The sequence below is a fragment of the Agrobacterium sp. NPDC090283 genome, from assembly GCF_044769685.1.
Taxonomy (GTDB): Bacteria; Pseudomonadota; Alphaproteobacteria; order Rhizobiales; family Rhizobiaceae; genus Agrobacterium.
Map to the genome: position 1 here is coordinate 1 of NZ_JBIVYG010000038.1, position 13,065 is coordinate 13,065.

Sequence of the window (13,065 nt, forward strand, 5' to 3'; positions counted from 1 at the left end):
GTGAAGCCCACACGCGCCGACATCACCACCAATCTCGTCATCACCACGGACCGACGCACCTACATGGTCGAGCTGCGATCCGGCGAGAAGCCCTATATGCCGGCCGTCTCTTGGGCCTATCCGCAGCCGGCAGGCGGCGGGAGCCAGGCGCTTCCGGCAACGCCGGTCATACCGGCTATCGCGGCGCGCAACTATCGCTATGGCCTCACCGGCGACACGCCGCCATGGAAGCCAGTCGCCGTCTATGACGACGGCCGCCGCGTCTATGTCGAGTTCCCGCGCGGCATCGTGCAGGGCGAGATGCCGCCGATCTTCGTCATCGGCCCCAACGGCGAAACCCAGATCGTCAACAGCCGCATCTATCAACACATCCTGATCGTGGATCGCCTGTTCGGCGCGGCCGAGCTGCGCCTTGGCGCCAGCGACCGCCAGCAGACCGTCAGGATCGTCCGCACCGACGGGAGACCCCAATCATGAGCGAGACCGAAACCCCAGCAGAAACCAACGCCGCCCCGATGCGTCTGCGCGCCGACGCCCCGCGCGTCACCCGCCTGTCGCGCAAGATGCTCGCCAGCGTCGCCGCCGTCGCCCTGGTCGGCATCGGCGGATCGCTGATCTACGCGCTCCAGACGCGCGGGCCGGACGATGGCGGCACCGAACTCTATTCCACCAACAACCGCCAGACCGCCGATGGCCTGGCCGGCTTGCCGAAGGACTATACCGGCCCGGTCCTGGGGCCGGCACTGCCCGGCGATCTCGGCCGCCCGATCCTCGACGCGCAGAACAACGGTCAGCCCGTCGCGGCCCCGGTTACGGCAACGCCCGGCGTCAGCGAGGCCGAACAGCGCCGCCGCGCCGAGGAGGAAGCCGCCCGGCTCAGTACCGTCTTCTTCCAGTCGCGGCAGGGCTCGACGGCCGCCACGGCGGGCGCGACGCCGAGCCTTGCCGGTCTCGACCTTTCCGGGGCTGGCGGACAGGCCGCCACGGGACAGGACAAGCAGCTCGCCTTCCTCAACGCGGCGGCCGACCGGCGCACGGTGACGCCCGACCGCGTGACGCCACCGGCGTCGCCCTTCGTGCTACAGGCCGGCGCGGTCATCTCGGCCGCGCTCATCACCGGCATCCGCTCCGATCTTCCCGGCCAGATCACCGCGCAGGTCACGGAAAACATCTATGACAGCCCGACCGGCCGCATCCTGCTCGTGCCGCAGGGCACGCGGCTGATCGGCCAGTATGACAACGGCGTGCAGTTCGGCCAACGCCGAGTCTTGCTGGTGTGGAACCGCCTCATAATGCCGAACGGCCGCTCGATCGTTCTCGAGCGCCAGCCGGGCGCCGATACGCAGGGCTATGCGGGTCTTGAGGATGGCGTCGATTACCACTGGTGGGATCTTGCCAAGGCCGCCGCGCTCTCGACGCTGCTCGGCGTCGGCGCCGAACTCGCGACCGACGACAATGACCGACTGCTCCGCGCCATCCGGGGCGGCGCGCAGGACACCGTGAACCAGGCCGGTCAGCAGATGATCCAGCGCCAGTTGCAGGTCGCGCCGACGCTGACCATCCGGCCCGGCTACCCGGTCAGGGTCATCGTCACCCGCGACATTGTGTTCGAGCCCTACAGGAGCTGATCCATGACCAAGCTGAAACTCGGCCCCATCGCCGACGACAAACCCGTCAAGATCGCGCTGGAGCTGCCCGCAGCGCTCCATCGCGACCTGATCGACTATGGCCGCCTTCTCGCCGAGGGCGGTGCGCCGATCGAGCCTGCCAAGCTCATCGTGCCGATGCTCGAACGCTTCATCTCGACCGACCGCGGCTTCGCCAAGGCCCGCCGCACGACGGGCTGACGCCCATTCCCGGTGTGGAGTGCCGCAGGCGCGTCGGCGGACATGCGGCACGCTACACACCGCCATTTGCCCTCCACTGTTCGCCAATCGCCGGGGTCTCGTGACGCCCGCAATCCGATAAGCCGAACGTTGGAGGAATCCATGAGCACAGAACGACCGACACCGCCCAGGCGACGCGCGCGCAGGATCGCCCCGAGGACCGCGCCCGCCGATCTCTACGACTATGCCGCCGATCGCAAACCGCGCTCGCAAAAGGGACGGCGCGCAGCCCCTCGCACCGACAAGCACGACTTGCCGGTTTACGACGATTGGGCCGATCTCGTGCCGGTCACGGAAGAAGAAATCGACGTATTCGAGCGCTTTTTCGGTGACCTGCTGGACCGCCTGTTCGGCGGGCCGCTCTACACCAAGCCCGGAGAAAATCTCTTGCCAATCATATCATCAGATGATATGGACAAAGAGTGAACGATGGGCGGAATTGACTATGACTACATTGAAGGTCGGCATCGCCGATCATGAGGAAATGAACGACCGGACCGGGCAAGTCGTGGCGGGCGAGAAAAAGCCCGCGCCGGGCGACCCGACAGTCTGGTTCGTGTCGACGGAATCCTTTGCGCAAGTGCTCTCGACGGGAAACCGCGAGCTGCTGCGCATCATCGACGAGCAGGCACCCGAATCCGTGGACGAGCTGGCGAAGATCGCCGGACGGGCGCAATCGAACGTCTCGCGCACCCTCAAGACAATGGCCGGCTATGGCCTCATCCGCATGGAAAAGGGCCGGGGCCTCAAGCTGACCCCCAAGCTCGCATACGATCATGTTGAACTGGTGCTGCCGCTGACCGCCGCCAAAGCGCCGCAGAAGGTCAAGGGAGGCCAGCAATGAACATTCAGTCCCCGCATGTCGCGCAGCGCGCCGCCCTCTATCTGCGCGTCTCCACGACCCGTCAGGCCGAGCACGACGTGTCGATCCCCGACCAGCGCAATCAGGGCGAAGCCTATTGCGCCGCGCGCGGCTATGAGCTGGTCGAAACCTTCGTCGAGGCCGGCGCATCCGCCACCAACGACAAGCGCCCCGAATTCCAGCGCATGATCGACGACGGCACCAGCAAGCCCGCGCCGTTCGATGTCATCGTGGTTCACAGCTTCTCGCGTTTCTTCCGCGATCACTTCGAGCTGGAGTTCTACGTCCGCAAGCTCGCCAAGAACGGCGTCAAGCTCGTCTCCATCACGCAGGAGATGGGCGACGATCCCATGCACGTCATGATGCGGCAGATCATGGCCCTGTTCGACGAATACCAGTCGAAGGAAAACGCCAAGCACGTCCTGCGCGCCATGAACGAGAACGCACGGCAAGGCTTCTGGAACGGCGCGCGCCCGCCCATCGGCTATCGCATCATCGCGGCCGAGCAGCGCGGATCGAAGACCAAGAAGAAGCTGGAGATCGACCCGCTGCACGCCGAGACCGTGCGGCTGATCTATCGTCTGTTCCTCGAAGGCGACGGCAACACCGGCCCGCTCGGCGTCAAGGGGATCACCTGCTACCTCAACGAACGCCGCTTCTTCACCCGCGACGGCGGGCGCTGGGGCCTTGCGCAAATCCACACGATCCTGACCCGCACGACCTATATCGGCGAACACCGCTTCAACACCCGCGCCCATAAGAACCGCGAGAAGAAGCCGGAGAGCGAAGTCGCGATCATGGAGGTTCCGCCGCTGATCGACCGCGAGACCTTTGACTTGGTGCAGGCTCGGTTGAAGTCGCGTCATCCTAGCTTGGTGCCGGCCCGCGTCACCAGCGGGCCGACCCTGCTGACCGGCATTTGCTTCTGCTCGAAGTGCGGGGGCGCGATGACGCTGCGCACCGGCCGAGGAAGCGCGGGCGGCGAATATCGCTACTACACCTGCTCGACCAAAGCCCGACAGGGTGCGACCGGCTGCGCCGGTCGCACCATCCCGATGGCGAAGCTCGACGATCTGGTCGCGAACCATCTCGACGAACGCTTGCTTGTGCCCTCGCGTCTGGAAAAGATCCTCGCCAGCCTTCTCGACCGTCGCAGCGATCGCGCGGAGCGTCGTCGGGAACAACTTGCCGAACTCAATCGGCGCGTCACGGAAACGGAAGCGCGGCTTGGTCGCCTCTACGACGCGATCGAAGCCGGTCTGACCGATTTGAACGACGAGGGGCTGAAAGAGCGGATGACCAGTCTCAAGGCGATTCGCGACCAGGCGAAGGCCGAAGCCGAGCGGCTGCAGATGACGCTTGATAGCTCAGGCAATCAGACGATCACCGTCGATATGCTCGATTCGCTTTCCGCCGCCGCGCGTGCGGGACTTCGGCTCGAAGAGGGCGGCTATCGGCGGGAACACCTTCGCGCCCTGGCGCAGCGCGTTGAAGTCGCTGACGACGAAGTTCGCATCATGGGATCGAAAACGGAACTGCTACGCACGCTTGTTGCCGCTTCTAGCGGGAAATCGGCGGGAATCGGCGTTAGTGGTTCTGTACTGAAATGGCGCACCCGGCAGGATTCGAACCTGCGACCTTTGGAATCGGAATCCAACACTCTATCCAGCTGAGCTACGGGTGCAGCGGTCACGCTTGAATCGCGTGCAGCGGTTGGTTCATACCCCAGCTTTGTTTTCGCATCAATGTCTAAAAATCAAAGATTTGCGAAACCTTGCCTGTTTTCGGGCAGCGCGGGTGAGGTTGCCTCATATGGGGTGGCCGTGGGCCTTTCCGTGGCGGCAGGGCGGTGCGTCGTTTGACGTATTGTTTTTTTGCCGGAATGGGTTTTCCCTTATAAGTAGTATGTTATTGCCGGGTGGGGCCGCTGTTTTGCCCCTCTCGCGAAGAGGTGGCCGGATTGCGGCAATGCCCTTCAAGCACGGCGCGGGAAGCGATTTTATCCCCCCGAAATTGGCGGGTAATTCATCATACTTTTTTAGTTCGCCGGGTGGCCACCCAGAGTCCCGGTTTGCTTTGCCGGCGATTAACTGTCAAATTATTATACAATATTAGTATCATCTACATTTATTTAGGATACAGTTTCGTGACGTTGTCGGGTATGATTTCGATACGGTAAAGGAACGAATCAGGCGGGGGATCGGATGGCTTTGCGATTGGCACACAGCAACGGGCCGCGGACGGAAAAGGCCGAAAGCGGCAGCGCGGAAGCGGCGCATATAACGGCTATCGACTATGGGTTGCTGACGACTGCGATCAGCTATCATTTGCGGCACTCGCAACTTGCCGTGGCAAACGGTTTCGCCGATGTGCTGGCCGAGCAGGGTTTGCGGCCAGCAGATTTTTCCGTTCTCGTGATCGTCGGCGGCAATCCCGGCCTCAAACAGAGCGATGTGGCGGAGGCGCTCGGCATACAGCGCGCCAATTTCGTCGCCATCGTTGACAGCATGGAAGAGAAGGGGCTGCTCGTCCGCCGCAAGTCGGAAGAGGACAGGCGCGTTCATTTCCTCGACATGACGGAGGAAGGCAGCAGCCTTCTCGACCGGCTTTCCAACACATGGCGGGACCGTGAGGAAAAGCTGATCGACAGGATCGGCGGCAAGAAGGCCCGCGATCAGCTTCTGGCCCTGCTCGGACGCCTGCGCGACTGACCTTCGACGTGAGCGGGCAATTCAGGTGCGGGCCAGGTGCGGGCAGCCGCAGGGTGCGGCCTGTGCGCAGATGTTGCGTCTTCCCATTGCCTGCGGCATCGGCAACGATCTTCCTGCGCTGGTCTTTCACGGCAGCCTGATCGGCAGCCGGGCTGAATTGCGTTGCAATTTTCCTGTGAAACCGCCAAGACGCATAAGCATCTTCACGCCTTCGGGCGTGGAACCGCAATCATGCGATCGACTGGAAAGGCCCGGGACGGGAACGCCATGCTGAATATCGATACGAGTCATCCGCTTTACCGTCCCCTGTGGGTCCGGTTGCTCATCGTCGGCTTTTGCGCCGCCTGGGCCGTCATCGAATTCGTCAATCGCGAGTTTTTCTGGGGAACCATCGTTGCCGGCATCGGGGCTTATGCAGCCTATGAATTGCTGCTGAAGTTCAAACCCGCAAGCGACGCCGCCAAAAGCGGGAATGGCACGGATGAGCCTGCCGCCGAGAGCGCGCCCACCGACAAGAACGATGCGGGCTGAAGCGCCCACTGTCTTTCGTTTCATTTATTTCCTGAGATAAGGCTGTCCGGCACTTTTAGCGGAAATGCTCCCGCGCCCGCAGCATCCGGATCGCCTGGTCGATCAGGAGATTGGCCGCCGTCATGCGCAGCGTCGCATTGTGCCGGAACTGCGGCTTCACCCCGTCGGGATGATTGAGGCGGGCGAAGGCGCGGCGCTTTTCCGCAAGCGTTGCGGCCGTGTCGGTTTCATGGATCGCCAGTTCCGCTGAAACATCGGCAAGCGACGTCTTTTCGAGATGGGCCGGCATCGGCTCTGGTTTGGGCTCCGGTTCGGGCTCCGGCTGAGGTTCCGGCGGAGGGGCCGGATCGGCCAGGAAGGCGAGATAGGCATCGAGATTGCCGTTTGCCGGCGGCGGCGCTTCAATATGCGTATCGATAACGAAGCCCGAACTGAAGCCGGCAATGCGGTGACCGACGGGCGGTGGCGGCTCCACGCCTTCCTCTTCTTTTTCTTGTTTCAGCCTGTCGACGACCGACTGGAAGACGGATTGTCCGAAGAGCATGCGGCTATTTCCTCGCCGGTCTGACTATCCGGCTTTTATGGATCATGAAGGTGGTGTCTGGCTTGCCGTGGTCACGGGCCGGTCAGCTTGCGGCTTTCATCCAGCACCAGATCGTAAAGCAGGCGGGCGCTGGGCGGCAGAACGCGGCCCTTGGTGGTGATGATGCTGTAAGGCTTGACGACCAGCTCGAAATCCGTCGGCAATATCCGGGTCCGGCCGATATCGGCCTGTTGGCCGGTAACGAATTCGGCCATGTCCTGGGCGATCGGGGCAATGGCATCGGTATTGCAGACAAGCGCGAGGGTGAGCACCACGGATGGCGTGTTGATGACGTTGCGCGGCATGGCGACGCCATGGGTGAGGAAGACATCCTCCATGGTTCTGCGCAACAGCGCGCCGGGCGGCTGGAAGACCCAGTCGTAACCCGAAAGATCCTGCAGGGTCACGGGTTCGCCGCGCAGCAGCGGGTGGCCTTCCCGCACCACGAGACAGGCGCGCTCTATGCCGATTTCGTGGATGGAGAAAAGGCCGGGATCGAAATCATCGGGAATGCGGCCGATGATGAAATCGTGGCGGGCCGCCAGCAGTTCCCGGGCCAGCACGTTGCTGCTTTCCACCTGCACGTTGATTTCGATGCCGGGATAGGTGTCCATGGCGCGCCTGATGGCGGGAACGACGAGGCTGATCGCAGGTGCTGTGACGGCGCCGATATAGACCGAGCCGCCGCTGCCCGACTTCATCTGGTTGAGTTCGCGGCTCGCCTCGCGCAGTTCCAGCAATATGGTGCGGGCCCGGCGCGCCAGCGCCTCGCCGAATTTCGTCAGCACCACGCCGCGCGAGGCGCGCTGACAGAGTGGTGATTTGACGATTGCTTCCATTTCCGCGAGCATGCGCGAGGCCGCAGGCTGCGTCATGTTCATGGCGGCCGCTGCCGCGCTGACCTGCCCGTGCTCCTCGATCATGACCAACATGCGCAGGTGGCTCATCTTCAATCCAGCCCGCAGCAACGGGTTGTCTTCAAAGACGAAAAGGGCCTCTGTTGTTTGCGCCTGCTCATACACTTTTTGGTTGTTCATGCGTTGTTTCATACCCCTCATCGGTTATTGTATCGATTTAATATATCATAATTGATATATTGAAACCGATATATTCTATTTGACAGTTATATGGATTCAGAACAATTTGCGGAATGCCGGGGAGGAGCGGCAGCTGTTCCATTTCGCAATTGCGAAATCGGAGTGAGCGCAATGCGGCTTCTTCCTCTGACGGCATGAATTTCATGGTGCATCGCAGCATGCGGGCGCCATAGAAGGGCTCAAGGGAGAGAGTTAATGAAGTCCATTATTTCGCTGATGGCAGCTTGTGCCATCGGTGCTGCGTCTTTCGCAGTGCCGGCTTTCGCACAGGACAAGGGTTCCGTTGGTATCGCCATGCCGACCAAGTCGTCCGCACGCTGGATCGACGACGGCAACAACATCGTGAAACAGCTGCAGGAAGCCGGTTACACCACCGATCTGCAATATGCCGATGACGATATTCCGAACCAGCTTTCCCAGATCGAGAACATGGTCACCAAGGGCGTCAAGGTCCTCGTGATCGCATCGATCGACGGCACGACGCTGTCGGACGTTCTGAAGCAGGCCGGCGAGCAGGGCATCAAGGTCATCGCTTATGACCGCCTCATCCGCAACAGCGGCGACGTCAGCTACTACGCAACCTTCGACAACTTCCAGGTTGGCGTGCTGCAGGCAACCTCGATCGTCGACAAGCTCGGCCTGAAGGATGGCAAGGGTCCGTTCAACATCGAACTCTTCGGCGGCTCCCCGGACGACAACAACGCCTTCTTCTTCTATGACGGCGCAATGTCGGTTCTCCAGCCTTACATCGACAGCGGCAAGCTGGTCGTGAAGTCCGGCCAGACCGGCATGGACAAGGTCGGTACGCTGCGTTGGGATCCGGCAACGGCCCAGGCCCGCATGGACAACCTGCTGTCCGCTTATTACACCGACGCCAAGGTTGACGCCGTTCTGTCGCCTTATGACGGTCTTTCCATCGGCATCATCTCCTCGCTGAAGGGCGTTGGTTATGGCACGAAGGACCAGCCGCTGCCGGTCGTTTCCGGTCAGGACGCTGAAGTTCCCTCGGTCAAGTCGATCATTGCCGGCGAACAGTACTCCACCATCTTCAAGGACACCCGCGAACTCGCCAAGGTGACCGTGAACATGGTCAACGCGGTTCTGCAGGGCAAGGAGCCGGAAGTGAACGACACCAAGACCTATGAAAATGGCGTCAAGGTCGTTCCGTCCTACCTGCTGAAGCCGGTTGCAGTCACCAAGGAGAACTACAAGCAGGTTCTCGTCGATGGCGGTTACTACAAGGAAGACCAGCTGAAATAAGCTGAAGACACATGCGGGGATGACTTGGCGTCATCCCCGTTTTTCCATAAAAATAAAAACGCCGGAATTAATCGGGCGCTGGATTGCGATATGGCCAATACCATTCTCGAAATGCGGAACATCACCAAGACGTTTCCGGGCGTGAAAGCGCTTGAGAACGTCAATCTTAGGGTTAAAGAGTGTGAGATCCACGCACTCGTCGGTGAGAACGGCGCGGGGAAGTCGACCTTGATGAAGGTCCTTTCCGGTGTTTACCCCGCCGGCACCTATGAGGGCGAAATCCACTATGAAGGCGCAGTGCGGAATTTTCGCGCCATCAACGACAGTGAAGATATTGGTATCATCATCATTCACCAGGAGTTGGCGCTCGTGCCGCTTCTGTCGATTGCGGAAAACATCTTCCTTGGCAACGAGGTCGCTTCGAGCGGCGTCATCAACTGGCAGCAGACCTTCAACCGGACCCGCGAACTTCTAAAGAAGGTGGGCCTGAAGGAATCGCCGGAGACGCTGATCACCGATATCGGTGTGGGCAAGCAGCAGCTGGTCGAGATCGCCAAGGCATTGTCGAAAAGCGTGAAGCTGCTCATTCTCGATGAGCCGACGGCGTCGCTCAACGAAAGCGATTCCGAGGCTCTGCTGAACCTGCTGATGGAATTCCGCAAGCAGGGCATGACCTCGATCATCATCACCCACAAGCTCAACGAAGTGCGCAAGGTGGCCGACCAGATCACCGTTTTGCGCGACGGCATGACGGTGAAGACGCTCGACTGTCACAAGGAAGAAATCAGCGAGGATGTCATCATCCGCAACATGGTGGGGCGCGATCTCGAGGATCGTTATCCGCCGCGCGACGTGCCGATCGGCGAGACCATTCTCGAAGTCAAGAACTGGAACGCCTATCACCAGCAGCATCGCGACCGCCAGGTTCTGCACGACATCAACATTACCGTGCGCAAGGGCGAAGTCGTCGGCATTGCCGGTCTGATGGGCGCGGGGCGCACCGAATTTGCGATGAGCGTGTTCGGCAAGTCCTATGGCCACAAGATCAGCGGCGAAGTGCTGATCGACGGCAAGCCCGTGGACGTCAGCACCGTGCGCAAGGCGATCGATGCCGGTCTTGCCTATGTCACGGAAGACCGCAAACATCTCGGTCTCGTGCTCAACGACAACATCCTGCACAATACCACGCTTGCCAATCTCGCCGGCGTGTCGAGTGCCAGCATCATCGACGACATCAAGGAAATGAAGGTGGCGAGCGATTTTCGCACGCGCCTGCGCATCCGCTCGTCGGGCATCTTTCAGGAAACGGTCAATCTTTCGGGCGGCAATCAGCAGAAGGTTGTGCTCTCCAAGTGGCTGTTCTCCAACCCCGATGTGCTGATCCTCGATGAACCGACCCGCGGTATCGATGTCGGCGCGAAATATGAAATCTACACCATCATCAACCAGCTCGCTGCCGACGGCAAAGGCGTTCTGATGATCTCATCGGAAATGCCCGAACTGCTCGGCAATTGCGACCGCATCTACGTCATGAACGAAGGCCGCATCGTCGCTGAATTGCCGAAGGGAGAGGCGAGCCAGGAAAGCATCATGCGCGCTATCATGCGCTCAGGGGAGAAGAACTCATGAGTTCGGCAAACACAACAAACGAAGAAAGTAACGTCGTCTCGATCTCGTCCTATATTCGTGCCAATATCCGCGAATATGGCATGCTGATCGCGCTCGTCGCCATCATGGTTTTCTTCCAGTTCTACACCGGCGGCATCCTGTTCCGCCCTGTGAACCTGACCAACCTCATCCTGCAGAACTCGTTCATCGTCATCATGGCGCTGGGCATGCTGCTCGTCATCGTCGCCGGGCATATCGACCTTTCGGTCGGCTCCATCGTCGCCTTTGTCGGTGCAATCGCGGCCATATTGACCGTGCAATGGGGCATGAACCCGTTCCTGGCGGCGCTGATTTGTCTCGTCATCGGCGGCATCATCGGTGCGGCCCAGGGTTACTGGATCGCCTATCACCGCATTCCGTCCTTCATCGTGACGCTGGCGGGCATGCTGGTGTTCCGCGGCCTGACGCTCTTCGTGCTCGGCGGCAAGAACATCGGTCCTTTCCCGACCGATTTCCAGATCATCAGCACCGGCTTCCTGCCCGATATCGGCGGCATTGAAGGCCTGAACACGACGTCGATGATCCTGACGTTGCTGATTACGGTCGTGCTGTTCTATCTGGCGTGGCGCCGCCGCGTCGTGAACGTGAAGCACGGCATCGACGTGGAGCCGTTCGGTTTCTTCATTGTGCAGAATCTGCTGATCTCCGGCGCGATCCTGTTCCTCGGTTACCAGCTGTCCACCTATCGCGGCCTGCCGAACGTGCTGATCGTGATGCTGGTGCTGATCGCGCTTTACAGCTTCGTGACGCGCCGCACGACCATCGGCCGTCGCGTCTACGCCATGGGCGGCAATGAAAAGGCGACCAAGCTTTCCGGTATCAATACCGAGCGCCTGAGCTTCCTCACCTTCGTCAACATGGGTGTGCTGGCCGGTCTTGCCGGCATGATCATCGCGACACGCCTCAACTCGGCAACGCCAAAGGCTGGCGTGGGCTTCGAGCTCGACGTGATCGCGGCCTGCTTCATTGGCGGTGCTTCGGCATCCGGCGGCGTTGGCAAGATCACCGGTGCGGTCATCGGTGCCTTCATCATGGGTGTCATGAACAACGGCATGTCGATTGTCGGCCTCGGCATCGACTTCCAGCAGATGGTCAAGGGCCTCGTACTGCTCGCCGCCGTGTTCTTCGACGTTTACAACAAGAACAAGGGCTGATCGGCCCAACCCTATCGCAGTCAAAAAAGTGGCCGGTTTCCGGCCACTTTCATAAGATGCAGGCGCAAGGCGCCGCGTAGAAGAGACAAGGCGCGTTGCGCCGGAGGAAGGAAATCCCGTGCTCATTTCACAGATCAAAGATGCCAGTGGCAATATCACCGTAGCGGTTCGCGAAGAAGGCGGACAGGCGCGCGCCGTCAAGGGTGCGGCTTCGGTTTATGCGCTCGCCATGGAAGCCGCCAATGGCGGCAAGAGCCTTGCCGATGTCATTTCCGCCCATGGTCTCGGCGATGCCGTCGATCTCGAAAAGGCCTATGCCGAAGGCCGTTTCCTGCCGCCGATCACCCATCCCGATCCGGCGCATCTGCATCTGACCGGCACCGGCCTCACCCATCTCGGTTCGGCCGCAACCCGCGACAGCATGCACAAGAAGACCACGGAAGCGGCAGAAGAAAGCCTGACGGATTCCATGAAGATGTTCCGCATGGGTCTCGAAAACGGCAAGCCGAAGGCGGGCGAAAAGGGCGTCCAGCCCGAGTGGTTCTACAAGGGCAATGGCCATGTGGCAGCTGCACCGGGTGCGGCGCTCACCTCTCCGTCCTTCGCGCTCGATGGCGGCGAAGAGCCGGAAATGGCCGGTATCTACGTGATTTCCGACAAGGGTGAGGCTGTGCGTATCGGCTTTGCCGTCTCGAACGAGTTTTCCGATCACGTCACCGAGCGGATCAACTATCTCTATCTCGCCCATTCCAAGCTTCGGCCGGCCAGCTTCGGCCCGGAAATCCGCGTCGGCGCTCCGCCGTCGGATATTCGCGGCACCTCGCGCATCCGTCGCGGCGACAAGGTCATCTTCGAAAAGCCGTTCGTTTCGGGTGAGGACAACATGTCCCACACCTTCGCGAACCTCGAATATCACCACTTCAAATATGGCCTGTTCCGCGCACCCGGCGACGTGCATGTGCATATGTTCGGCACCGCGACGCTCTCCTTCGCAGACGGTATCAAGCCGGAAGCGGGCGATGTCTTCGAAATCGAAGCAGCCGGTTTCGGCCTGCCGCTGAAGAACCCGCTGGCTGTCGATGCGGAAGAAGAGATCGCGGTTCGGCAGATCTGAGCTTTCGGCTAGAGCTTGAAAAAGGGTTGAGGGTGGGCTCTCATATTGCCCCGCCCTCCGTCATCCTCGGGCTCGACCCGAGGATCCACAAGCCGGCGTGACCATGGATCCTCGGGTCAAGTGTACAGCCCTGATACATAGTTGACAGATGTTCGGAGACATCCGTGACAGCTTTGCCTTTGTGGCAGAGGAGGTCGGG

At 60.8% G+C, this 13,065-nt stretch carries 13 protein-coding genes, 1 tRNA gene and 1 pseudogene; 12 read left to right on the plus strand and 3 right to left on the minus strand.

The genetic code is table 11. The features are described 5' to 3' along the window. The 6 genes and pseudogenes from ACIQUH_RS27490 to ACIQUH_RS27515 form a co-directional block, all read left to right on the plus strand. A partial coding sequence (locus ACIQUH_RS27490; RefSeq protein WP_400821287.1) for a TrbG/VirB9 family P-type conjugative transfer protein occupies positions 1–477 on the plus strand: 477 nt, incomplete at its 5' end. Then, entirely contained in the window at positions 474–1,628 is a 1,155-nt protein-coding gene (locus ACIQUH_RS27495; protein ID WP_400821289.1) for a TrbI/VirB10 family protein, read from the plus strand. The genes ACIQUH_RS27490 and ACIQUH_RS27495, both read left to right, overlap by 4 nt. Positions 1,629–1,631: 3 nt before the next feature. Next, positions 1,632–1,847 carry a DUF2274 domain-containing protein gene (locus ACIQUH_RS27500; RefSeq protein ID WP_400821291.1) on the plus strand — a complete coding sequence of 72 codons (216 nt, stop codon included), beginning with the start codon at positions 1,632–1,634 and terminating at the stop codon, positions 1,845–1,847. A gap of 141 nt (positions 1,848–1,988) precedes the next feature. Further along, positions 1,989–2,312: a hypothetical protein gene (locus ACIQUH_RS27505; RefSeq protein WP_400821293.1), complete on the plus strand. Its 324-nt coding sequence runs from the start codon at positions 1,989–1,991 to the stop codon at positions 2,310–2,312. A 19-nt stretch (positions 2,313–2,331) separates the two neighbouring features. Beyond that, positions 2,332–2,730, plus strand: coding sequence for a MarR family transcriptional regulator (locus ACIQUH_RS27510; protein ID WP_400821295.1), 399 nt, complete (start codon positions 2,332–2,334; stop codon positions 2,728–2,730). Continuing rightward, a pseudogene (locus tag ACIQUH_RS27515) lies at positions 2,727–4,385 on the plus strand (recombinase family protein); the annotation flags it as partial. The gene ACIQUH_RS27510 and the pseudogene ACIQUH_RS27515, both read left to right, overlap by 4 nt. Here the strand turns inward: ACIQUH_RS27515 and ACIQUH_RS27520 are convergent. After that, positions 4,356–4,432: transfer RNA gene (locus ACIQUH_RS27520), tRNA-Arg, on the minus strand. The pseudogene ACIQUH_RS27515 and the gene ACIQUH_RS27520 overlap by 30 nt on opposite strands. 520 nt (positions 4,433–4,952) lie before the next feature. Here ACIQUH_RS27520 and ACIQUH_RS27525 point away from each other — a divergent pair. Next, a complete protein-coding gene (locus tag ACIQUH_RS27525) occupies positions 4,953–5,459 on the plus strand; it encodes a MarR family winged helix-turn-helix transcriptional regulator (protein ID WP_003520548.1) in 507 nt (168 codons plus the stop codon). A 267-nt stretch (positions 5,460–5,726) separates the two neighbouring features. After that, on the plus strand, positions 5,727–5,990 hold the full coding sequence (locus ACIQUH_RS27530) for a hypothetical protein (RefSeq protein WP_003509467.1): 264 nt from the start codon (positions 5,727–5,729) through the stop codon (positions 5,988–5,990). 55 nt (positions 5,991–6,045) lie between these two features. On the opposite strand, the gene ACIQUH_RS27535 is transcribed toward ACIQUH_RS27530, so the two are convergent. Next, complete coding sequence (locus ACIQUH_RS27535) at positions 6,046–6,534, minus strand: hypothetical protein (RefSeq protein WP_400821297.1); 489 nt, start codon at positions 6,532–6,534, stop codon at positions 6,046–6,048. Positions 6,535–6,605: 71 nt separating this feature from the next. After that, positions 6,606–7,610, minus strand: coding sequence for a LysR family transcriptional regulator (locus ACIQUH_RS27540; protein ID WP_400821300.1), 1,005 nt, complete (start codon positions 7,608–7,610; stop codon positions 6,606–6,608). Between the two features lie 255 nt (positions 7,611–7,865). Between ACIQUH_RS27540 and chvE the strand changes: the two genes are divergently transcribed. The 4 genes from chvE to araD1 all read left to right on the plus strand — a co-directional run bounded on the left by chvE (position 7,866) and on the right by araD1 (position 12,866). After that, positions 7,866–8,930 (plus strand): sugar ABC transporter substrate-binding protein ChvE, encoded by a 1,065-nt coding sequence (gene chvE, locus ACIQUH_RS27545; protein WP_003520542.1) that lies wholly within the window; start codon positions 7,866–7,868, stop codon positions 8,928–8,930. A 90-nt stretch (positions 8,931–9,020) separates the two neighbouring features. Further along, positions 9,021–10,559 (plus strand): sugar ABC transporter ATP-binding protein GguA, encoded by a 1,539-nt coding sequence (gene gguA, locus ACIQUH_RS27550; RefSeq protein ID WP_400821302.1) that lies wholly within the window; start codon positions 9,021–9,023, stop codon positions 10,557–10,559. After that, positions 10,556–11,752 carry a sugar ABC transporter permease GguB gene (gene gguB, locus ACIQUH_RS27555; RefSeq protein WP_400821304.1) on the plus strand — a complete coding sequence of 399 codons (1,197 nt, stop codon included), beginning with the start codon at positions 10,556–10,558 and terminating at the stop codon, positions 11,750–11,752. Before gguA ends, gguB begins: the two co-directional genes overlap by 4 nt. Before the next feature lie 118 nt (positions 11,753–11,870). Continuing rightward, positions 11,871–12,866 (plus strand): 2-keto-3-deoxy-L-arabinonate dehydratase AraD1, encoded by a 996-nt coding sequence (araD1, locus tag ACIQUH_RS27560; protein ID WP_400821306.1) that lies wholly within the window; start codon positions 11,871–11,873, stop codon positions 12,864–12,866. Positions 12,867–13,065 lie beyond the last annotated feature (199 nt).

What these genes read in the sequence shown, in the direction of transcription:
- gguB (WP_400821304.1), top strand. Translation starts at nt 10,556, where the DNA reads ATGAGTTCGGCAAACACAACAAACGAAGAAAGTAACGTCGTCTCGATC.
- ACIQUH_RS27540 (WP_400821300.1), bottom strand. Translation starts at nt 7,610, where the DNA reads ATGAACAACCAAAAAGTGTATGAGCAGGCGCAAACAACAGAGGCCCTT.
- ACIQUH_RS27535 (WP_400821297.1), bottom strand. Translation starts at nt 6,534, where the DNA reads ATGCTCTTCGGACAATCCGTCTTCCAGTCGGTCGTCGACAGGCTGAAA.
- ACIQUH_RS27525 (WP_003520548.1), top strand. Translation starts at nt 4,953, where the DNA reads ATGGCTTTGCGATTGGCACACAGCAACGGGCCGCGGACGGAAAAGGCC.
- ACIQUH_RS27510 (WP_400821295.1), top strand. Translation starts at nt 2,332, where the DNA reads ATGACTACATTGAAGGTCGGCATCGCCGATCATGAGGAAATGAACGAC.
- ACIQUH_RS27495 (WP_400821289.1), top strand. Translation starts at nt 474, where the DNA reads ATGAGCGAGACCGAAACCCCAGCAGAAACCAACGCCGCCCCGATGCGT.
- ACIQUH_RS27505 (WP_400821293.1), top strand. Translation starts at nt 1,989, where the DNA reads ATGAGCACAGAACGACCGACACCGCCCAGGCGACGCGCGCGCAGGATC.
- ACIQUH_RS27500 (WP_400821291.1), top strand. Translation starts at nt 1,632, where the DNA reads ATGACCAAGCTGAAACTCGGCCCCATCGCCGACGACAAACCCGTCAAG.
- ACIQUH_RS27530 (WP_003509467.1), top strand. Translation starts at nt 5,727, where the DNA reads ATGCTGAATATCGATACGAGTCATCCGCTTTACCGTCCCCTGTGGGTC.
- chvE (WP_003520542.1), top strand. Translation starts at nt 7,866, where the DNA reads ATGAAGTCCATTATTTCGCTGATGGCAGCTTGTGCCATCGGTGCTGCG.
- gguA (WP_400821302.1), top strand. Translation starts at nt 9,021, where the DNA reads ATGGCCAATACCATTCTCGAAATGCGGAACATCACCAAGACGTTTCCG.